The sequence below is a fragment of the Pantoea eucrina genome, from assembly GCF_001691555.1.
GTDB lineage: Bacteria > Pseudomonadota > Gammaproteobacteria > Enterobacterales > Enterobacteriaceae > Pantoea > Pantoea borealis.
In genome coordinates, this window is the sequence record NZ_MAYN01000008.1 from 585,114 (window position 1) to 604,905 (window position 19,792).

20 protein-coding genes are annotated in these 19,792 nt (G+C 56.1%); 16 read left to right on the top strand and 4 right to left on the bottom strand.

The features are described 5' to 3' along the window. The first annotated feature begins 104 nt into the window (after positions 1 to 104). From BBA90_RS08905 to hisP, 13 genes are all read left to right on the top strand, one after another. A complete protein-coding gene (locus tag BBA90_RS08905; protein WP_065648816.1) occupies positions 105 to 1,115 on the top strand; it encodes an aspartate-semialdehyde dehydrogenase in 1,011 nt (336 codons plus the stop codon). After that, complete coding sequence (gene truA, locus BBA90_RS08910; protein WP_065648817.1) at positions 1,115 to 1,921, top strand: tRNA pseudouridine(38-40) synthase TruA; 807 nt, start codon at positions 1,115 to 1,117, stop codon at positions 1,919 to 1,921. Before BBA90_RS08905 ends, truA begins: the two co-directional genes overlap by 1 nt. Positions 1,922 to 1,955: 34 nt before the next feature. Continuing rightward, positions 1,956 to 2,618, top strand: coding sequence for a DedA family protein (locus tag BBA90_RS08915; RefSeq protein ID WP_065648818.1), 663 nt, complete (start codon positions 1,956 to 1,958; stop codon positions 2,616 to 2,618). Between the two features lie 132 nt (positions 2,619 to 2,750). Continuing rightward, a complete protein-coding gene (gene accD, locus BBA90_RS08920; RefSeq protein WP_039379111.1) occupies positions 2,751 to 3,659 on the top strand; it encodes an acetyl-CoA carboxylase, carboxyltransferase subunit beta in 909 nt (302 codons plus the stop codon). A 170-nt stretch (positions 3,660 to 3,829) separates the two neighbouring features. After that, a complete protein-coding gene (gene folC / locus BBA90_RS08925; protein ID WP_065648819.1) occupies positions 3,830 to 5,098 on the top strand; it encodes a bifunctional tetrahydrofolate synthase/dihydrofolate synthase in 1,269 nt (422 codons plus the stop codon). Then, positions 5,088 to 5,849: a cell division protein DedD gene (gene dedD / locus BBA90_RS08930; protein ID WP_065648820.1), complete on the top strand. Its 762-nt coding sequence runs from the start codon at positions 5,088 to 5,090 to the stop codon at positions 5,847 to 5,849. Before folC ends, dedD begins: the two co-directional genes overlap by 11 nt. Before the next feature lie 249 nt (positions 5,850 to 6,098). After that, positions 6,099 to 6,584, top strand: coding sequence for a colicin V production protein (cvpA, locus tag BBA90_RS08935; protein ID WP_039379104.1), 486 nt, complete (start codon positions 6,099 to 6,101; stop codon positions 6,582 to 6,584). Between the two features lie 36 nt (positions 6,585 to 6,620). Further along, a complete protein-coding gene (gene purF / locus BBA90_RS08940; RefSeq protein WP_065648821.1) occupies positions 6,621 to 8,138 on the top strand; it encodes an amidophosphoribosyltransferase in 1,518 nt (505 codons plus the stop codon). 136 nt (positions 8,139 to 8,274) lie between these two features. Then, positions 8,275 to 8,844: a UbiX family flavin prenyltransferase gene (locus BBA90_RS08945; RefSeq protein ID WP_065648822.1), complete on the top strand. Its 570-nt coding sequence runs from the start codon at positions 8,275 to 8,277 to the stop codon at positions 8,842 to 8,844. 274 nt (positions 8,845 to 9,118) lie between these two features. Next, the gene (gene argT / locus BBA90_RS08950) at positions 9,119 to 9,901 is read left to right on the top strand and encodes a lysine/arginine/ornithine ABC transporter substrate-binding protein ArgT (RefSeq protein ID WP_065648823.1); all 783 of its coding nucleotides are present in this window, start codon (positions 9,119 to 9,121) and stop codon (positions 9,899 to 9,901) included. 196 nt (positions 9,902 to 10,097) lie between these two features. Continuing rightward, positions 10,098 to 10,784, top strand: coding sequence for a histidine ABC transporter permease HisQ (locus BBA90_RS08955; RefSeq protein WP_065648824.1), 687 nt, complete (start codon positions 10,098 to 10,100; stop codon positions 10,782 to 10,784). Continuing rightward, entirely contained in the window at positions 10,781 to 11,497 is a 717-nt protein-coding gene (locus BBA90_RS08960; RefSeq protein WP_065648825.1) for an ABC transporter permease, read from the top strand. Before BBA90_RS08955 ends, BBA90_RS08960 begins: the two co-directional genes overlap by 4 nt. Positions 11,498 to 11,505: 8 nt before the next feature. Further along, positions 11,506 to 12,279 (top strand): histidine ABC transporter ATP-binding protein HisP, encoded by a 774-nt coding sequence (gene hisP, locus BBA90_RS08965; protein WP_039379092.1) that lies wholly within the window; start codon positions 11,506 to 11,508, stop codon positions 12,277 to 12,279. 34 nt (positions 12,280 to 12,313) lie between these two features. Here hisP and BBA90_RS08970 read toward each other — a convergent pair whose 3' ends face one another. Continuing rightward, positions 12,314 to 13,210, bottom strand: coding sequence for a TIGR01777 family oxidoreductase (locus BBA90_RS08970; RefSeq protein ID WP_065648826.1), 897 nt, complete (start codon positions 13,208 to 13,210; stop codon positions 12,314 to 12,316). A gap of 327 nt (positions 13,211 to 13,537) precedes the next feature. Here BBA90_RS08970 and yfcD point away from each other — a divergent pair, with 327 nt between their 5' ends. Then, positions 13,538 to 14,083, top strand: coding sequence for an NUDIX hydrolase YfcD (yfcD, locus tag BBA90_RS08975; RefSeq protein ID WP_039379079.1), 546 nt, complete (start codon positions 13,538 to 13,540; stop codon positions 14,081 to 14,083). A 78-nt stretch (positions 14,084 to 14,161) separates the two neighbouring features. Here the strand turns inward: yfcD and pta are convergent, their stop codons facing one another. Continuing rightward, positions 14,162 to 16,306: a phosphate acetyltransferase gene (pta, locus tag BBA90_RS08980; protein ID WP_075050727.1), complete on the bottom strand. Its 2,145-nt coding sequence runs from the start codon at positions 16,304 to 16,306 to the stop codon at positions 14,162 to 14,164. A gap of 71 nt (positions 16,307 to 16,377) precedes the next feature. After that, positions 16,378 to 17,580, bottom strand: coding sequence for an acetate kinase (gene ackA, locus BBA90_RS08985; RefSeq protein WP_065648828.1), 1,203 nt, complete (start codon positions 17,578 to 17,580; stop codon positions 16,378 to 16,380). A 339-nt stretch (positions 17,581 to 17,919) separates the two neighbouring features. Here ackA and yfbV point away from each other — a divergent pair, with 339 nt between their 5' ends. Both yfbV and BBA90_RS08995 read left to right on the top strand, forming a co-directional pair. Continuing rightward, positions 17,920 to 18,372, top strand: a complete 453-nt coding sequence (yfbV, locus tag BBA90_RS08990) for a terminus macrodomain insulation protein YfbV (protein ID WP_065648829.1) — start codon at positions 17,920 to 17,922, stop codon at positions 18,370 to 18,372. Positions 18,373 to 18,400: 28 nt separating this feature from the next. Further along, positions 18,401 to 19,060, top strand: a complete 660-nt coding sequence (locus BBA90_RS08995; protein ID WP_065650438.1) for a sugar phosphatase — start codon at positions 18,401 to 18,403, stop codon at positions 19,058 to 19,060. A gap of 15 nt (positions 19,061 to 19,075) precedes the next feature. On the opposite strand, the gene yfbR is transcribed toward BBA90_RS08995, so the two are convergent. Then, positions 19,076 to 19,675: a 5'-deoxynucleotidase gene (gene yfbR, locus BBA90_RS09000; protein WP_065648830.1), complete on the bottom strand. Its 600-nt coding sequence runs from the start codon at positions 19,673 to 19,675 to the stop codon at positions 19,076 to 19,078. Positions 19,676 to 19,792: the final 117 nt, after the last annotated feature.

Below are 19,792 nucleotides of genomic sequence, written 5' to 3' on the forward strand. Positions count from 1 at the left end.
CTCCCGGAATGATGCGCCACGGCGCACAGCGGGAACGAATCTGAATTATGAGGCGGTATCATTACCGCCTTCTGTTTTTATGTCATTGTCTGGAGTAAACCAACATGTCTGACGGCTGGAATATTGCGCTACTGGGCGCAACAGGCGCCACAGGAAACGCTGTACTGGAACTGCTGGCGGAACGCCAGTTCCCGGTTGGTGAGATCCATCTGCTGGCAAGCGAAAACAGCGCGGGTGAAACACTGCGTTTTGCCGGCCGTTCGGTGCGCGTACAGGATGCGGCTGAGTTCGACTGGACCCAGGCGCAGCTGGCGTTTTTCACCGCCGGTCGCGAGGCGTCAGCCCGCTACGCAGAAGAGGCGGCGAGCCAGGGATGCCTGGTGATCGACAGCAGCGATCTGTTCGCGCTGGAGCCGGATGTGCCGCTGGTGGTACCGGATGTGAACCCGCAGGTACTGGCGGACTACCGTAACCGTAATATCATCAGCGTGGCAGATGCGCTGGTAAGCCAGCTGTTATGTGCCATCAAGCCACTGGTTGAAACCGCCGGACTGAGCCGCATTCAGGTAACAAACCTGCTGTCGGTATCCAGCCAGGGCAAAGCTGCCGTGGATGGACTGGCAGGCGAGAGTGCGCGCCTGCTGAATGGCATTCCGCCTGACGAACACTATTTTGGCCGTCAGCTGGCATTTAACCTGCTGCCGCAGCAGGCGGACAGCAGCGGCAGCGTGGCAAGTGAACGTCGCGTCGTGGAGCAGGTGCGTAAAGTACTGCAGGATGAGGGACTGCCGATTGCCGTCAGCAGCGTGCAGGCGCCGGTGTTTTACGGCAATGCGCAAATCGTCTATCTGGAAAATCTGCGTCCGCTTTCTGCCGAAGAGGCGCGTGATGAACTGGCGCGTGCGGAAGATATCAGCCTGAGCGAAGAGGGGGATTACCCGACGCAGGTCGGTGATGCCTCCGGTAATGAAGTGCTGAGCATTGGCAGCCTGCGCAACGACTACGGCATTCCGGAGCTGCTGCAGTTCTGGTCGGTGGCGGATAACGTACGCTTTGGCGGCGCGCTGATGGCAGTGAAAACGGCGGAGAAGCTGGTGCAGGAGTATTTCTACTGATGCAGGCGGAGGCGACAATCCTGAAGCTGGCGCTGGGCATTGAGTATGACGGCAGCCGCTACTATGGCTGGCAGCGGCAAAATGAAGTACGCAGCGTGCAGGAGAAGCTGGAGAAAGCGCTGGCGAAAGTAGCGAACCATGACGTCAGCGTTTTTTGTGCCGGGCGTACCGACGCAGGCGTACACGGCACCGGTCAGGTAGTGCATTTTGAAACCACTTCACGGCGCGCTGACAGCGCCTGGACGCTGGGGGTCAATGCCAATCTACCGGATGATATCGCCGTACGCTGGGTAAAAGCGGTGCCGGAGAGCTTTCACGCGCGCTTCAGCGCGACCGCGCGACGCTACCGCTATGTGATTTATAACCAGCGGCTGCGCCCGGCTATTCTCGGCAACGGGCTGACGCACTACTACCATCCGCTTGATGCAGAGAAGATGCAGCGTGCCGGCCAGCATCTGCTGGGCGAGAATGATTTTACCTCGTTTCGTGCTGTGCAGTGTCAGTCGCGCACGCCGTGGCGCAACGTGATGCATCTGAACGTGACGCGGCAGGGCGCGTTTGTCATTGTCGATATTAAAGCTAATGCTTTTGTGCACCATATGGTGCGTAACATCGTTGGCAGCCTGATAGAAGTCGGCAACGGCAATCAGCCGGAGAGCTGGATAGCAGATCTGCTGGCGGCGAAAGATCGCACGCTGGCAGCGGCAACCGCCAAAGCAGAAGGGTTATATCTGGTAGCGGTGGATTACCCATCGCATTTTGCGTTACCACAGCCTGCGCCGGGACCACTATTCCTCGCAGATTAATTTTTAACCATAGGGTGTCAGGGAGTTAGCTGGTATGGAGTTTATCCATTTTGTTGTCGATTTTATTCTGCACATTGATGTGCACCTGGCCGAACTGGTGGCGCAGTATGGCATCTGGATCTACGCCATCCTGTTCCTGATCCTGTTTTGCGAGACCGGCCTGGTGGTGACGCCATTTCTGCCGGGTGATTCGCTGCTGTTTGTGGCAGGCGCACTTGCTGCATTACCGGGCAACGATTTAAACGTGCATCTGATGGTCACGCTGCTGGTTATCGCCGCCATTCTCGGCGATGCGGTGAACTACACCATTGGCCGTCTGTTCGGTGAGAAACTGTTCAGTAATCCGCAGTCAAAAATCTTCCGCCGCAGCTATCTTGATAAAACCCATGCGTTCTACGATCGTCACGGCGGCAAAACCATTATACTTGCGCGCTTTGTGCCAATCGTGCGAACCTTTGCCCCCTTCGTGGCGGGTATGGGGCACATGTCCTATCGCCACTTTGCGCTCTTCAACGTCACGGGCGCGCTGTTATGGGTGCTGCTGTTCTCCTATGCCGGCTATCTGTTTGGCGATCTGCCGGTGGTACAGGAGAATCTCAAACTGCTGATTGTCGGCATTATCGTGGTATCGGTACTGCCAGGCGTGATTGAAGTATGGCGCCATCGCCGTCAGGCGCGTCAGCAGAAATCGCAGTAAGCGCGCCACCATATTTTTATCCACAGCGTGAACAGGTTGTGGTTTAATGAGCGACATTTACGGCCTGCTGAAGGTGATTTCAGCAGTAACGAAAAGACTGGACCAGGTCAGCATTAAACAGAAAGGTCATCAATGAGCTGGATTGAACGCATACTGAATAAAAGCACCACGACGCCTACGCGCAAAGCCAGCATCCCGGAAGGGGTGTGGACCAAGTGCGACAGCTGTGGTCAGGTGCTCTACCGCGCCGAGCTGGAGCGCAACCTTGAGGTCTGCCCGAAGTGCGACCACCACATGCGTATGCATGCGCGCGAGCGTCTGCATAGCCTGATGGATGAAGGATCGATGGTTGAGCTGGGAAGCGAACTGGAGCCAAAAGATCTGCTCAAGTTTCGCGACTCCAAAAAGTATAAGGATCGTCTGGTAGCGGCCCAGAAAGACACCGGCGAAAAAGATGCGCTGATCGTCATGAAAGGCCAGCTGCACGGCATGCCGGTTGTTGCAGCAGCATTTGAGTTTGCCTTTATGGGCGGCTCAATGGGCTCGGTAGTGGGCGCACGCTTTGTGCGTGCCGTAGAGCAGGCGCTGGAAGATAACTGCCCGCTGATCTGCTTCTCTGCCAGCGGCGGAGCGCGTATGCAGGAAGCGCTGCAGTCGCTGATGCAGATGGCAAAAACCAGCGCGGCGCTGGCGAAAATGCAGGAACGCGGTCTGCCTTATATCTCCGTGCTGACCGATCCGACCATGGGCGGCGTCTCTGCCAGCTTTGCGATGCTGGGCGATCTCAACGTGGCAGAACCAAAAGCGCTAATCGGTTTTGCCGGTCCACGCGTGATTGAGCAGACGGTACGTGAAAAGCTGCCGCCGGGCTTCCAGCGCAGTGAATTTCTGATTGAAAAAGGCGCGATCGACATGATCATCCGTCGTCCGGAAATGCGCTTTAAGCTGGCCAGCCTGCTGGCAAAAATGATGAACCTGCCGGCTCCGCAGCTGGATGGCGAACCGCCAGTGGTGGTGGAACCAGAAAGCAACGACGCCTGACAGGCAACCGAAAGGCGCAGCGATGCGCCTTTTTACTTTCATTCCGTACATCCCATTTTCAGTGAGCAGCTGTGCCGGTGCCTGCCTGTTGATAGCCATCAGCCGCGCGCAGGCCTCTCTTTCCGCCGCTGCGCTGAACGATGAGCTGTACCACGCAACAGACGGGACTCATGAACACGCATCAGCCTCCTCAGGGCACGTCGCCGCTGGCCACGTGGCTTCACTATCTTGAGCATCTTCACTCACAGGCGATTGAACTGGGTCTGGATCGTATTCAGCGCGTTGCCGCTCAGCTTGACCTGCTGAAACCTGCTCCCTTTATCTTCACCGTTGCCGGAACCAACGGCAAAGGCACCACCTGCCGCATGCTGGAAACGCTGCTGATGGCAGCAGGCTACCGCACAGGCGTTTACAGTTCGCCCCATCTGGTGCGCTACACCGAGCGCGTGCGCGTGCAGGGCGCGGAGCTGCCAGAGGCGCAGCACAGCGCCAGCTTTGCTGAAATCGAAGCGGGGCGCGGTGATACCTCGCTGACCTATTTTGAATTTGGCACGCTCTCTGCGCTTAATCTGTTCCGCCAGGCGAACCTTGACGTGGTGATCCTTGAAGTCGGACTGGGTGGCCGTCTTGATGCCACCAACATTGTTGATACTGATGTCGCAGTGATCACCAGTATTGCACTCGATCACACAGACTGGCTCGGCCCCGACCGCGAGAGTATCGGGCGGGAAAAAGCAGGTATTTTCCGCGCCGGCAAACCTGCCATAGTAGGCGAAGCGGAGATGCCGGCAACCATCGCCGCCGTTGCCGCAGAAAACGGTGCCGTGCTGCACCAGATCAATCGCGACTGGCAGTGGCAGCGCTCTGATGATAGCTGGATGCTGCAGGATGCGCAGGGTGAACTGCGCGATCTGCCGCTGCCGCAGGTGCCGCTGCCGAACGCGGCCACGGCGCTGGCTGCGTTACGGGCGTCGGGTCTGCATGTCTCTGATGCCATCATCCGTACGCATCTGCCGCAGGCAATGCTGGCGGGCCGCTTTCAGACTGTCAGCCACGCGCCGCAGGTGATTCTGGATGTGGCGCACAATCCGCACGCGGCCGCCTGGCTGGCGTCGCGCCTGGCGGCACTGCCCGCAGGCGGAAGCATTCATGCGGTAGCGGGTATGCTGCACGACAAAGATATTGCCGGTACGCTCGCAGCGCTGGCACCGCAGGTGACGCACTGGTATTGCGCGCCGCTGGCAGGCCCGCGTGGCGCATCGGCGGAAGAGCTGCTTGCACATCTGGAGCGCGGTACGGCGTATGCCAGCGTCGATGCGGCGTGGCAGGCAGCGCGTGCGCAGGCCAGCCGGGAGGATGTGATTCTGGTGTGTGGTTCGTTTCACACCGTAGCACAGGTTATGGAATTGATGGCAGCGGAGAACGGCAGTGGCGAGTAAGTTTCAAAATCGGTTAGTGGGCACGGTGATCCTGGTAGCGATTGGCGTCATTGTGCTGCCGGGCCTGCTGGACGGTAAGAAAAAGCATTACAAAGAAGAGTTTGCAGCGATTCCGCTGGTGCCGAAGCCTGACGATCAGCAGGATAGCGAAATGGTGCCGCCGGTTACGCAGCCGCTGCCGTCGCAGCCGCCGGAAGGTGCCGGCGCCGCACAGCAGTCAGCGGCCAGCCAGGCAGCACAAAATCCGGCCGTCAGCGGCAGCGCGCAGCCGGTGCAGAACAGCCAGCCAAGCGTCGTGACGCCACCGGCGGTGCATCAGCAGACGCCGCCCCGAACCCAGCAAAAACCCGCTGAACAGACGAAGCCTAAAACGGTGGAGCAGAGCAGGCCGAAGCCGGTGGAACAACCGAAGCCGAAGCCGGTGGAGACGCCGAAACCTGCAGAGCAGCCAAAAGCAGCGGAGCAGAGCAAGCCGGCAGAAACGCAGAAGCCAGCCAGCGCGCCAGCGGGGCAGGCGTATGTGGTGCAGCTTGGCGCACTGAAAAATGCGGCGAAAGTCGATGAGATTGTGGCGAAGCTGCGGCTCTCTGGCTATCGCGCCTTTACCGTGCCGTCATCACCGGTGCAGGGTCAGATTACCCGTATTTATGTCGGTCCTGACGCGTCCAAAGCGAAACTGCAGAGTTCGCTGAGCGAACTGCAGAGCGTTTCCGGTCTGGGCGGGGTGGTTAAACCCTATAGCGTGCACTGACAGGCTGATAAGCCACGCCGATAGCAGTAACAGGCGTGGCTTATTGCATTCAAAGTGGCAGTAAAAGTAGTAAATTAACTGTTAAATCAGTCAATTAAATACTGTTATTAGTCGCGGGCGAAGAAATTATTTTTCCTCGCCCTTTTTCATCACTGTGAACGGGAAAAGGCTACGCAAACGTTTTCTTTTTCTGTTAGAATGCGCCCCGAACTGGATGCAGGGGTGCGAAGCACTGTACTGGAAGCGTTCATGATCTGGATTGATTACGTCATTATTGCGGTAGTTGGTTTTTCGGCTCTGGTCAGCCTGATTCGCGGGTTTGTCCGGGAAGCCTTATCTCTTGTTACCTGGGGATGCGCGTTTTTTGTCGCCAGTCATTACTACGCCTACCTGGCAGTCTGGTTTACAGGTTTTAACGACGAACTGGTTCGCAACGGCATCGCAATTGCGGTGTTGTTCGTTGCCACCCTGATTGTGGGTGCCATCGTGAACTATGTGATCGGCTCGCTGGTTGAGAAAACCGGCTTGTCGGGAACCGACAGGGTGTTGGGGGTCTGTTTCGGGGCGTTGCGTGGCGTGCTGATTGTTTCCGCCATTCTTTTCTTCCTTGATACATTCACCGGCTTTTCGAAAAGCCCGGACTGGCAACAGTCTCAGCTCATTCCCCAGTTCAGTTATATCATCAGGTGGTTTTTTGATTACCTGAAAAGCACGTCCAGTTTTTTACCCCGGTGACACCATCGGGAGTGCGGCTAATGAGGAAATGACAATATGTGCGGTATTGTTGGTATCACCGGTTTTATGCCAGTAAACCAGTCGATCTATGACGCGTTAACGGTGCTGCAGCACCGCGGACAGGATGCCGCCGGCATTTGTACTATCGATGCGCTGAACTGCTTCCGTCTGCGCAAAGCAAATGGCCTGGTCAGCGACGTGTTTGAAGCGCGCCACATGCAGCGTTTGCAGGGCAATATCGGTATCGGCCACGTGCGTTACCCTACCGCTGGCAGCTCCAGCGCCTCTGAAGCGCAGCCGTTTTACGTTAACTCCCCTTACGGTATTACGCTGGCGCATAACGGCAATCTCACCAATGCGCACGAGCTGCGTAAACAGCTGTTTGAGACCGGACGCCGTCACGTTAACACCACCTCCGATTCAGAGATCCTGCTCAACATCTTTGCGCAGGAGCTGGATCGTTTTCAGCACTACCCACTGGATGCTGAGACCATTTTTGCAGCGGTAGCGGCAGTGCATCAGCAGGTGCGTGGCGCTTACGCCGTAGTGGCGATGATTATCGGTCACGGCATGGTGGCGTTTCGCGATCCCAACGGTATTCGCCCGCTGGTGCTCGGCAAGCGCGCTATGCAGGATGGCCGCACGGAGTATATGGTTGCCTCAGAGAGTGTGGCGCTGGATACGCTGGGATTTGAGTTCATTCGTGACGTAGCGCCGGGTGAAGCGGTGTATATCACCGAGCAGGGCCAGCTTTCGACCCGCCAGTGCGCTGAGGATCCGAAAAGCAATCCCTGCCTGTTTGAATACGTCTATTTTGCCCGCCCGGACTCTTTCCTCGACAAGATTTCCGTCTATAGCGCGCGCGTGCGCATGGGCACCAAACTCGGTGAAAAAATTGCCCGTGAGTGGGAAGATCTCGATATCGACGTAGTCATTCCAATTCCGGAAACCTCGACCGATACCGCGCTGGAGATTGCGCGCATTCTGAATAAGCCTTATCGGCAGGGGTTTGTGAAAAACCGCTATGTGGGCCGCACCTTTATTATGCCGGGCCAGCATCTGCGCCGCAGCGCCGTTCGCCGTAAACTCAACGCCAACCGTGCCGAGTTCCGCGATAAAAATGTGCTGCTGGTGGATGACTCTATCGTACGCGGTACGACCTCTGAACAGATTATTGAGATGGCGCGCGAGGCGGGAGCTAAACGGGTTTACCTTGCATCGGCCGCACCGGAGATCCGTTTTCCGAACGTCTATGGTATCGATATGCCCAGCGCCACTGAGCTGATTGCACACGGCCGTGAAGTGGAAGAGATCCGTCAGCTGATCAAGGCTGACGCGCTGATCTTCCAGGATCTGAACGATCTGATTGAGGCGGTACGCGAAGAGAATCCGGACATTGAACAGTTTGAGTGCTCTGTGTTCAACGGCGTCTATGTCACGAAGGATGTGGATCAGCAATACCTGGAATATCTGCAGTCACTGCGCAACGACGATGCCAAAGCACTGCAGCGGCAGAATGAAGTGGAAGGGCTGGAGATACATAACGAAGGCTGATTGGGCTTTTATCCGGCAGACAGACGGGGCAGGCGCAAGCCTGCCCCGTCTGTTTTGCGCTTTTTCACCGTGCGCCAGCGCATTTTTGCCTGGGGCAGGCTATCATTGCCGCTTCTGAACAGAGTAAGGCAGAGTTATGAAACGTCTCATCATTGGTCTTTCCGGCGCCAGCGGCGCGATCTACGGCGTGCGGCTGCTGCAGGTGCTGCAATCGGTGCCCGAAGTGGAAACCCATCTGGTGATGAGCCCGGCTGCGCGCCAGACGCTGGCGCTGGAAACCGACTACAGCGTGCGGGATGTACAGGCGCTTGCCAGCGTGGTGCATGACGTGCGGGATATCGGGGCAAGTATCTCTTCCGGCTCGTTTAAAACGCTGGGTATGGTGATCCTGCCGTGCTCAATGAAAACCCTCTCTGGCATTGTACACAGCTACAGTGACAGTCTGCTGACGCGCGCCGCGGATGTCGTGCTGAAAGAGCAGCGTCGTCTGGTGCTGTGCGTACGCGAAACGCCGCTGCACGTCGGGCATCTGCGCATGATGACCACGGCGGCTGAACTGGGTGCGATGATAATGCCGCCGGTGCCGGCGTTTTATCACCGGCCGCAGCGCATTGAGGATTTGGTTGACCAGACGGTGAATCGCGTCGTGGATCAGTTTGATATTACGCTGCCGGAAGATCTGTTTATGCGCTGGAATGGCGCATAAACGTGGAGCGCTGCACAATGGATGTGCAAATTCGCGGTGTTGATCACTCTTCGTGCATAATCTGCACTAAAAGTTAGCAAACTCGCTTTTTCTTCCGCATCCCGCTGTTATATTCCCTTCATAACGAATTGTCTGCGTCCCGTTACGACGCGCTCGTTAGCGCACCTGCATGCTGCATCGCCAGCTTTGAGACCTGGCATGAAAACTGCAATCTATTCAGCGCAAAACACACATCACACCACATAACAATAAGCACGTCACTTGAGGGTAAACTATGAAAAAGCGAGTTCTGGCTCTCTCCCTGCTGCTGGCAATGACCGGCACCGCCAGCGTTTTTGCCGCCGTACCGCAGTCGCTGCGCATCGGGACCGATCCCACTTACCCGCCGTTTGAGTCAAAAAATGCCCAGGGCCAGCTGGTTGGTTTTGATATCGACCTTGCCAATGAGATTTGCAAGCGTATCCAGACCAAATGTACCTATGTGGAAAGTGATTTCGATGCGCTCATCCCGTCGCTGAAAGCGAAAAAAATTGATGCCATTATCTCGTCACTCTCTATTACCGAAAAGCGTCAGGAAGAGATTGGCTTCTCGGAAAAACTTTATGCGGCGAATGCCCGCCTGGTGGCGGCAAAAGGCTCTCCGCTGCAGCCAACGATTGACTCCCTGAAAGGCAAAAATATCGGTCTGCTGCAGGGCACCACGCAGGAAACTTACGCTAATCAATACTGGCGGCCAAAGGGCGTTACCGTGACACCGTATGCGAATCAGGATCTGGTTTATCAGGATCTGAACGCCGGTCGCATTGACGCCGCATTCCAGGATGAAGTGCAGGCGAGCGAAGGCTTCCTGAAGCAGCCGGTAGGCAAAAATTACGCCTTTGCCGGCCCGGCGGTTAAAGATGACAAAATTTTTGGTGTAGGCACCGGCATGGGGCTGCGCAAAGATGACAGCGATCTCAAAGCCGCCATCGACAAGGCGTTCAATGAGATGCGCAAAGATGGTACCTACGACAAAATTGCGAAAAAATATTTTGATTTCAACGTCTACGGTGACTGATTGACCTGTTTCCTGATACTGCGGGCAGAGTGACAGGAACCGGGGCCATAACTATTCACTCCGGGCGCTTACTTATGTAAACTCCCGGGGTTCATACGCTTGCCGCTATCCTTCCGTGATTCATATCCCTGGTCAGGACTGTCCGCTATTTACCGGGCAGCGTGTGTTATTTTCCTCTCACGACAGGATCGAAATCATGTTGTATGGCTATTCTGAAGTCATTCTCAAAGGCACGCTGGTGACGCTGGAGCTGGCACTGAGCGCCGTGCTGCTGGCGGTTATCCTTGGCCTGCTCGGGGCGGGTGCCAAACTGTCACGCAGCCGGCCGCTGGCAATCATCGCGGAAGGGTACACTACCCTGATCCGTGGCGTGCCGGATCTGGTGCTGATGCTGCTGATCTTTTACGGGCTGCAGATTGCGCTCAACGCGGTAACTGACGCGCTGGGCCTGACGCAGTTTGATATCGACCCGATGGTGGCCGGTATTATCACGCTCGGTTTTATCTATGGCGCATACTTTACTGAAACCTTTCGCGGCGCGTTTCTGGCGGTGCCAAAGGGGCAGATTGAAGCGGCCACCGCATTTGGTTTTACCGGCTCCCAGACGTTCCGGCGCATTCTGTTTCCGGCCATGATGCGTTTTGCGCTGCCCGGTATCGGAAACAACTGGCAGGTGATCCTCAAGGCGACCGCACTGGTGTCACTGCTGGGGCTGGAGGATGTGGTTAAAGCGACGCAGCTGGCGGGCAAGAGTACCTGGCAGCCGTTCTATTTCGCCATTGTGGCAGGGGTGATCTATCTGGTGTTTACCACGCTGTCCAATGGCGTGCTGTGGTGGCTTGAGCGCCGCTACTCGGTCGGGGTAAAAAGGGCAGAATTATGATTGAAATTATTCAGGAATACTGGAAACAACTGCTCTGGACCGATGGTTATCGCTTCACCGGTGTGGCCATCACGCTGTGGCTTCTTATCCTTTCTGTGGTCATCGGCGGCTGCCTGGCCGTGATCCTGGCCATCGCCCGCGTCTCGCCCAACCGGTTTATCTCAACACCGGTCTGGCTGTTTACCTATGTGTTTCGCGGCACGCCGCTCTATGTACAGCTGCTGGTGTTCTATTCCGGCATGTATACGCTGGAAGTAGTAAAAGGTTCTGAGCTGCTGAATGCGTTTTTCCGCAGCGGGCTGAACTGTACGCTGCTGGCGTTTACGCTGAATACCTGTGCTTACACCACTGAAATTTTTGCGGGCGCTATCCGCGCCGTGCCACACGGTGAAATTGAAGCCGCGCGCGCCTATGGTTTTTCGACCGTAAAGCTTTACCGCTGCATTATTCTGCCGTCAGCGCTGCGTACCGCGCTGCCTGCATACAGCAATGAAGTGATCCTGATGCTGCACTCTACCGCGCTGGCGTTTACCGCGACCGTGCCGGATTTGCTGAAAATCGCGCGCGATATCAACTCGGCCACTTATCAGCCGTTTACCGCGTTTGGGCTCGCTGCAGTGCTCTATCTGATTATCTCTTATGTGCTGATTAGCCTGTTCCGCCTTGCGGAACGCCGCTTTCTGGCACATGTGAAACCCTCTTCGTCGCACTGAGTATCACTATGGCTGAAAATAAATTACAGGTTGCCGAACTGCACAAGCGTTACGGTGAACACGAAGTTCTGAAAGGCGTATCACTGCGGGCCAATGCCGGCGATGTGATCAGCATTATTGGCTCATCCGGCTCCGGGAAAAGTACCTTTTTACGCTGTATTAACTTCCTCGAAAAGCCGAGCGAAGGTGCTATAGCCGTTAATAATGAACAGATTGCGCTGGTGCGTGATACCGACGGCCAGCTGAAAGTGGCGAATAAAGAGCAGCTGCGCTCGCTGCGCACGCGCCTCACCATGGTGTTTCAGCACTTCAATCTCTGGAGCCATATGACGGTGCTGGATAACGTGACTGAAGCGCCCATTCAGGTGCTGGGTCTGAGCAAGGCGGAAGCGCGCGAGCGGGCGATCAAGTATCTGGATAAAGTCGGGATTGATGCGCGCGCGCGGGCAAAGTATCCGGTACACCTCTCTGGCGGCCAGCAGCAGCGCGTCTCGATTGCCCGCGCGCTGGCAATGGAACCGGAAGTGCTGCTGTTTGATGAACCGACTTCAGCGCTCGACCCCGAGCTGGTAGGCGAAGTCCTGCGTATTATGCAGAAGCTGGCAGAAGAGGGGAAAACCATGGTGGTGGTCACGCATGAGATGGAGTTTGCCCGCCACGTCTCGAACCATGTGATTTTTCTGCATCAGGGGAAAATTGAGGAAGAGGGGACGCCTGATGAGCTGTTTGGCAATCCAAAGAGTCCGCGTCTGCAGCAGTTCCTGAAAGGCTCACTGAAATAGCCTGAAGCGGCGGGAGCGCAGGCTCCCGCATTAATCAGCCCGCGACATCCTGCAGCGCCTGCTGTAAATCGTACCAGCGAAAGGTAAAACCTGACGCCTCCAGCCGTTTAGGCAGCACATGCTGTCCGCCCAGCACCAGCACCGCCGACTCCCCCATCATCAGCTTAATCGCGGCCGCCGGCGTACGCATAAAGGCGGGCCGGTGCATTACCTGCCCCAGCGTGGCGGCAAACTGTTCGTTACGTACCGGATAGGGAGCAACCATATTAAACGGACCGCGCAGTGCCTGATGATCCATCAGCCAGATAATGGCATCAATCATGTCATCGATGTGGATCCACGGCAGATACTGCTTGCCGCTGCCAATCGGCCCGCCCACGCCAAGGCGGAAGGGCAGCTTCATCTTCTCCAGCGCGCCGCCCTGACGCGCCAGCACCACGCCGGTGCGCAGCAGGCAGACCCGGGTCTGATCGCTCTCTGCGTTGAGCGCCAGCTGCTCCCAGCGCGCGCACAGCGTATGGGTAAACTCATCCTGGCCGGGATCCTCTTCGGTCACGATGACCTCGCCGCTGTCGCCATAAAAACCCGTGGCGGAACCGGAGATGAGAAACGCAGGAGGCGTACTGCTGGCATGAATCAGTGAAACCAGCTGTTCGGTGATTTGCCAGCGGCTTTCGCACAGCTGCTGCTTCTGACTGGCGCTCCAGCGCTTGTCGGCGATGGGTTCGCCAGCCAGATTAATCACGCCTTCTATGCCATTAAGGTCGGACTGCTGATTAAGCCCTGACCAGAGCCTGACGCGCTCATCCAGGTGTTCCCGCGCTGCGGCCACATCACGCGTCACCACATTCACCTGATGCCCGAGCTGCAGCAGCCGCGGGATCAGGTGACGGCCAATTAATCCGGTGCCGCCGGTAATCAGTAATTGCATCGTGAGCCTCCCTGTAAATGATTATCTGCTCAGCATTGAGCATAGAAGAGAAGCGGAGAGTGAGTGTGACAGCGCCTGCAGCGTAATGGAAAAAGTGGTATTGCGGCTGCCGGCGAGGCAAAGATCCGACCAGCAGATTATTGCCTTAAGATGAAAAAGTCGGTAAAGATGTGGCACCCCTGTTGCTCATGCTGAGGCTGCCGGAGTCGGGCAAAGCACGCTAAGCGCTTGCGACAGTGATAAGAACGCTTTACCTTACGCGCATTCTGATAAAGCAATAAAAAAACGACGCGTGCCGCGCACGCTGAAACGTCAAAAGGGTTACGGATGGTGGATCAAACGGCAGACGACGCTATTGAGTGGGTCGATATCGTCAGCGAAGAGAACGAAGTGATTGCGCAGGCCAGCCGGGCACAGATGCGGGCACAGTGTCTGCGCCATCGCGCCACCTATATCGTGGTACATGATGGTATGGGCAAGATCCTGGTACAGCGTCGCACAGAGACTAAAGATTTCATGCCGGGCATGCTGGATGCCACCGCGGGCGGCGTCGTCCAGAGCGGAGAAGAGATGCTCGAATCTGCACGACGCGAAGCGGAAGAGGAGCTGGGGATCGCGGCGGTGCCGTTTGCTGAACACGGTAAGTTCTACTTTGAAGATCAGCACTGTCGCGTCTGGGGCGGGCTGTTCAGCTGTGTTTCCCACGGGCCGTTTGCGATGCAGGAGAGCGAAGTCGATGAGATTTTCTGGATGACGCCGGAAGAGATCACCGCGCGCTGCGATGAGTTCACCGACGATTCCCTGAAAGCGCTGTCGCTGTGGCTGAGCCGCAACAGTGATGCAGCACGCAGCAAGCAAAACAGCGAAAGCTGACGGCTGCATCTGCGACAGGCGAAAAAAAGCATGCGCCAGGCGCATGCTTTTTTTATACCTGAGCAGCGAAGGGGGAGATTACCCTTCCGCCTGCTGCGACTGAATCGCCGTCAGGGCGATGGTATACACGATATCATCCACCAGCGCACCGCGTGACAGGTCATTGACCGGTTTACGCATGCCCTGCAGCATCGGGCCGATAGAGATCAGATCGGCAGAGCGCTGCACCGCTTTGTACGTAGTGTTACCGGTATTGAGATCCGGGAAAATAAACACCGTGGCGCGTCCGGCAACCGCCGAATTGGGCGCTTTAGACCTGGCGACATCTTCCATAATGGCCGCGTCATATTGCAGCGGACCATCGATGACCAGATCGGGGCGCTTTTCCTGCGCAATACGGGTGGCTTCACGTACTTTTTCGACATCGCTGCCCGCACCGGAGTTGCCGGTTGAGTAAGAGATCATCGCTACGCGCGGATCGATACCAAAGGCGCTGGCGGAATCTGCAGACTGAATGGCGATTTCGGCCAGCTGTTCCGGGTTCGGATCCGGGTTGATGGCGCAGTCGCCATAGACCAGTACCTGTTCCGGCAGCAGCATAAAGAACACGGATGAAACCAGCGAGCTGCCGGGCGCGGTTTTGATCAGCTGCAGCGGCGGACGAATAGTATTGGCCGTGGTATGCACCGCACCGGAGACCAGACCGTCCACTTCTCCGCTCTCCAGCATCATGGTGCCCAGCACCACATTGTCTTCCAGCTGCTCTTCCGCTACGACTTCCGTCATGCCTTTGCTTTTACGCAGCTCAACCAGGCGCGGCACATAGTTTCCGCGCACCACTTCCGGATCGACAATTTCAATGCCGGTGCCCAGCTCTACGCCCTGAGCTGCAGCCACGCGCTGGATCTCATCCGGATTTCCCAGCAGTACGCAGGTGGCGATGCCGCGTTCGGCACAGATTGCCGCGGCTTTGACTGTGCGCGGTTCATCTCCTTCCGGCAGTACAATACGTTTGCCCGCTTTGCGTGCAAGTTCGGTGAGCTGATAGCGGAAAGCAGGAGGCGACAGGCGACGACTGCGCTCGGAAGTGGCGGTCAGCGACTCAACCCAGTCGGCGTTGATAAAGCCGGCAACATACTCCTGCACTTTTTCAATACGCTGCATATCATCAGCGGGTACTTCCAGGTTGAAGCTCTGCAGGCTCAGCGAAGTTTGCCAGGTGTTGGTTTTCACCATGAATACCGGCAGACCAGTCTGGAAAGCGCGTTCACACAGGCGGGCAATAGGCGCTTCAATCTGATAGCCACCGGTCAGCAGAATGGCACCAATTTCAATCCCGTTCATCGCCGCCAGACAGGCGGCAACCAGCACATCAGGGCGATCGGCTGAGGTTACCAGGAGCGAGCCGGGACGAAAATGCTCCAGCATGTGCGGGATGCTGCGTGCGCAGAAGGTCACGGACTTAACGCGACGCGTCTCGATTTCACCTTCGTTGATGATATCCGCATTGAGGTGGCGACACATATCAATGGCGCGTGTGGCGATCAGGTCAAAGCTCCACGGTACACAGCCCAGTACCGGCAACGGGCTGTTAGCAAACAGCTGTTTCGGGTCGATGTTGGCTACGCTGGCTTTAGAGGAGTCATCAAAAATCTCTGACAGATCGGGCCGGGTACGACCCTGCTCATCAACCGGAGCATTCAGCTTGTTGATGATAACGCCTGTGATGTTTTTGTTTTTACTGCCGCCAAAGCTGCTCTGGCTTAGCTCAATACGCTCTTTTAACTGAGCCGGCGAGTCATTGCCCAGCGCCATCACAAAAACAATCTCTGCGTTCAGCGTTTTGGCGATCTCGTAGTTGAGCGCCGAAGCGAACTGATGCTTACGTGTCGGCACCAGACCTTCGACCAGCACCACCTCTGCTTCTCTGGCCGTGGCGTGGTAGTTGGCAATGATCTCTTCCATCAGTACATCCTGCTGGTTTGAACCCAGCAGTGACTCAACGCGTGACATCTGCAGCGGTTCAGCGGCAGGAATAGCGGAGTTCTTACGAATAATGGTGGTCGTCTGGTCCGGTCTGTCACCACCGGCGCGCGGCTGAGCAATGGGCTTGAAAACACTCAGGCGCACGCCTTTGCGTTCCATTGCGCGGATCACGCCAAGGCTGACGCTGGTCAGGCCGACGCTGGTGCCGGTGGGGATAAGCATAATTGTACGTGACACGTTAAAAACCTCGCGGTGTTACAGGGTGTCAAAATCGCTCCGTCAGCCTGAGCTGACGGAGAAGAAAGGGATCAGGCCGTCAGACGCGCGGCATCCTGCGCAATCACCAGCTCTTCATTAGTCGGGATGACGAGTGCAGGGCGGGTGCCGTCTTTATTAATAAAGCCGGATTTGCCAAAGCGGGCAGCCAGATTGCGCTCGTGATCAAGGTCAAAGCCCAGCAGACCCAGTTTGCCCAGGGCCAGTTCGCGTACCAGAGCAGCATTTTCGCCAATACCGCCGGTAAAGATAACTGCATCCAGGCGACCATCCATTAGCGCCGTATAGCTGCCGATATATTTGGCCAGGCGATGGCAGAAAACATCCATCGCACGCTTTGCATCATCTTTAGTCGCATAGTTATCTTCAACGTAGCGGCAGTCGCTGGTTACTTCCGTCAGACCCAGCAGCCCTGACTCTTTGGTCAGCAGCTTGTTGATCGCATCAACGCTCATACCCAGTGCATCGTGCAGGAAGAAAACAATGGCCGGATCAATGTCACCGCTGCGGGTGCCCATGACTAAACCTTCAAGTGGCGTCAGGCCCATAGAAGTATCAACACACTGGCCGTTGCGAATAGCCGAAACAGAGCCGCCATTGCCAAGATGGCAGGTAATGATATTCAGCTCGCTGACTGGCTTGTTCAGCAGTTTTGCCGCTTCCTGCGTAACATAGTAGTGGCTGGTGCCGTGAGCACCGTAGCGGCGTACGCCATGTTCGCGATAGAGATGATAAGGCAGCGCATAGAGATAAGACTCTTCAGGCATTGTCTGATGGAAAGCCGTATCGAAAACCGCCACATTCTTATCTGAGAGATGCGGAAAGTTTTTCATCGCTTCATCAATGCCGATCAGATGGGCCGGATTATGCAGCGGGGCAAATGACGAGGCATCTTTAATCCCCTGAATCACCGCTTCGTCGATAATGACGGACCGGGTCAGCCGCTCACCACCATGTACGATACGGTGACCGATTGCAGCGATTTGTGCCGAAAGCTCTGGTTTTTGTGCCAGAATAGAGTTAACGATGAAGTTCAGTGCCTCGCTGTGGGCTGCGCCCGCACCCAGTGGGGCTTCCTGCTTACTGCCTTCCAGCTTCCATTTAATACGTGCTTCCGGCAGGTGGAAACATTCAGCCAGCCCCGACAGGTACTCATCGCCGGTAGCTGGATTGAGGATAGCAAATTTGAGAGAAGAACTGCCGCAGTTCAGAACCAGTACTAACTTCGTCGACATGGAAGTACCTATTTGTTAAATAGTGGCTAAAAATAACGCAATCAGACTAACAGCGTAGCCCATGAAAGCGGGGCGATTTATGATTAACATCATGCGCCAGCTAAAAAGAAAACGACACGCAAAAAAATTTCGTTAATTTTACGCGATTTTTTGAAAGCGCTGTAGCAATACCTGGCTCTGGCTGTGCTTTAATCAGGCGGCAGCTTCCGGTAATGTTACTGAAAACGGCGTCAGAATACCCACTGTCACCTGCAAAAACAAAATGTTTTGAAGGATGTCACGTAAAGTTGTGTAGTTATAAATTTTTTTTAAATAATGCAGTATTAGTTGAGGTGCATAATGGCGAATGACGCAGGCAATCCGGGCTGGTTCGGCTTATTCCAGCGCGGGCAACACTACATGAAAACCTGGCCTGCGGATAAACGTCTGGCACCCGTGTTTCCGGAAAACCGGGTCGTTACGGCGACCCGTTTTGCCATCCGTTTTATGCCGCCGCTGGCCATATTTACCCTGACGTGGCAGATTGCATTAGGCGGGCAGCTGGGGCCGGCAATTGCTACTGCCCTGTTTGCCTGCAGCCTGCCGATGCAGGGACTATGGTGGCTGGGCAAACGAGCCGGTACACCGCTACCGCCTGCGCTGCTGCAGTGGTTCAATGAAGTCCGCAGCAAACTGGAAGAGGCGGGGCAGGCGATTGCACCGGTAGAGGGAAAACCCACTTATCAGGCGCTGGCAGATGTGCTGAAACGTGCGTTCAGACAGCTCGATCGCACTTTTCTGGATGACCTTTAATGTTGTAAAACCGGACAAGGAGCAGCAGGTGAATTTCAAAGGATTTCTGTTTGACCTGGATGGCACGCTGGTGGATTCGCTGCCGGCAGTGAATCGCTGCTGGACGCAGTGGGGCGAACGCCATGCAATCGCCGCTGATGCGGTACTGAATTACATTCACGGCAAACCCGCTATCGACTCTCTGCGTCATTTTATGCAGGGAGAGAGTGAGGCAGCCATTCAGGCAGAATTTCACTGGCTGGAACAACAGGAAGCCACTGATACGCAGGGTGTACAGGAGATAGCCGGCGCCCGTGCGCTGCTAATGCAGCTCAATGAGCAGAATATCCCCTGGGCGATTGTTACTTCCGGTTCTGTGCCGGTTGCACATGCCCGGCATCGCGCTGCTGGACTCCCCCTGCCAGCCGTGTTTATAACAGCCAATGACATCCGGCACGGTAAGCCCGATCCGGAGCCCTATTTGCTGGGCGCAGAGCGTCTGGGCTTGCACCCGTCTGAATGTGTGGTGGTGGAGGATGCGCCCGCAGGTATTGCAGCAGGCCTTGCCGCGGGCAGTGCAGTCATTGCTGTTAATCCGGCAGCGGACACGCCCGGTCTGAGCCAGGTGATGTTTAATGTACCTGACCTGCGTACGTTAAACATTACGCAGAACGGTACCGGAACTTTTACGCTGAGCCTGCGCGCCTGAACCCTGCCCGCTCGCTCAGAGCGGGGTGTCCTGTGAAATCTCATCCAGTGACAGGTTAAAACTCGGAACGAACACCTCCATAAAATAGTCCATTTCCGGTGAGCGCCGTTCGGTCAGGGTTTTCTCCAGCCGCGTCTTAGCCAGTGAAAATTCATGGTTACCCGCGGAAAGCTCTTCAAGGCATTTCAGGTAGGCGCAGAGCGCGTCTGCCTGCTTAACCACAGCCTGTTCAGCAGCACTATAGTGGTGTTCATCGATCAGCGGACGGTACGCTTCCTGCAGTTCCGGCGGCAGCATCTCAATCAGCTTTTGCTGCGCAATCTTCTCAATTTTTTTGTATTCATGCGCAATTTGCGCGTTGTAATACTTTACCGGCGTCGGCAGATCGCCGGTCAGCACTTCACTGGCATCATGGTAGAGCGCCAGCATCGCAATACGATCGGGATTGAGTTCACCCGCAAATTTCAGATTTTTGATCACGGCCAGCGCATGCGCCACCATAGCGACCTGCAGGCTGTGTTCAGAGACGTTTTCCGTGCGCACGTTGCGCATCAGCGGCCAGCGATTGATGAGTTTCAGGCGGGAGAGGTGAGCGAAAAAGTGGCTTTGAGTCATTACAGCATCCTGTCAGCACAACGGGGAGGAAACCCCTCCCCGGAATGCATACAGTATATACCTGACTGCAGCCAGGTAAATGACAGGTTAATGGCCTGACAGGCTGCAGCAGACGAT

What these genes read in the sequence shown, in the direction of transcription:
- BBA90_RS08905 (WP_065648816.1), top strand. Translation starts at nt 105, where the DNA reads ATGTCTGACGGCTGGAATATTGCGCTACTGGGCGCAACAGGCGCCACA.
- truA (WP_065648817.1), top strand. Translation starts at nt 1,115, where the DNA reads ATGCAGGCGGAGGCGACAATCCTGAAGCTGGCGCTGGGCATTGAGTAT.
- BBA90_RS08915 (WP_065648818.1), top strand. Translation starts at nt 1,956, where the DNA reads ATGGAGTTTATCCATTTTGTTGTCGATTTTATTCTGCACATTGATGTG.
- accD (WP_039379111.1), top strand. Translation starts at nt 2,751, where the DNA reads ATGAGCTGGATTGAACGCATACTGAATAAAAGCACCACGACGCCTACG.
- folC (WP_065648819.1), top strand. Translation starts at nt 3,830, where the DNA reads ATGAACACGCATCAGCCTCCTCAGGGCACGTCGCCGCTGGCCACGTGG.
- cvpA (WP_039379104.1), top strand. Translation starts at nt 6,099, where the DNA reads ATGATCTGGATTGATTACGTCATTATTGCGGTAGTTGGTTTTTCGGCT.
- purF (WP_065648821.1), top strand. Translation starts at nt 6,621, where the DNA reads ATGTGCGGTATTGTTGGTATCACCGGTTTTATGCCAGTAAACCAGTCG.
- BBA90_RS08945 (WP_065648822.1), top strand. Translation starts at nt 8,275, where the DNA reads ATGAAACGTCTCATCATTGGTCTTTCCGGCGCCAGCGGCGCGATCTAC.
- argT (WP_065648823.1), top strand. Translation starts at nt 9,119, where the DNA reads ATGAAAAAGCGAGTTCTGGCTCTCTCCCTGCTGCTGGCAATGACCGGC.
- BBA90_RS08955 (WP_065648824.1), top strand. Translation starts at nt 10,098, where the DNA reads ATGTTGTATGGCTATTCTGAAGTCATTCTCAAAGGCACGCTGGTGACG.
- BBA90_RS08960 (WP_065648825.1), top strand. Translation starts at nt 10,781, where the DNA reads ATGATTGAAATTATTCAGGAATACTGGAAACAACTGCTCTGGACCGAT.
- hisP (WP_039379092.1), top strand. Translation starts at nt 11,506, where the DNA reads ATGGCTGAAAATAAATTACAGGTTGCCGAACTGCACAAGCGTTACGGT.
- BBA90_RS08970 (WP_065648826.1), bottom strand. Translation starts at nt 13,210, where the DNA reads ATGCAATTACTGATTACCGGCGGCACCGGATTAATTGGCCGTCACCTG.
- yfcD (WP_039379079.1), top strand. Translation starts at nt 13,538, where the DNA reads ATGGTGGATCAAACGGCAGACGACGCTATTGAGTGGGTCGATATCGTC.
- ackA (WP_065648828.1), bottom strand. Translation starts at nt 17,580, where the DNA reads ATGTCGACGAAGTTAGTACTGGTTCTGAACTGCGGCAGTTCTTCTCTC.
- yfbV (WP_065648829.1), top strand. Translation starts at nt 17,920, where the DNA reads ATGGCGAATGACGCAGGCAATCCGGGCTGGTTCGGCTTATTCCAGCGC.
- yfbR (WP_065648830.1), bottom strand. Translation starts at nt 19,675, where the DNA reads ATGACTCAAAGCCACTTTTTCGCTCACCTCTCCCGCCTGAAACTCATC.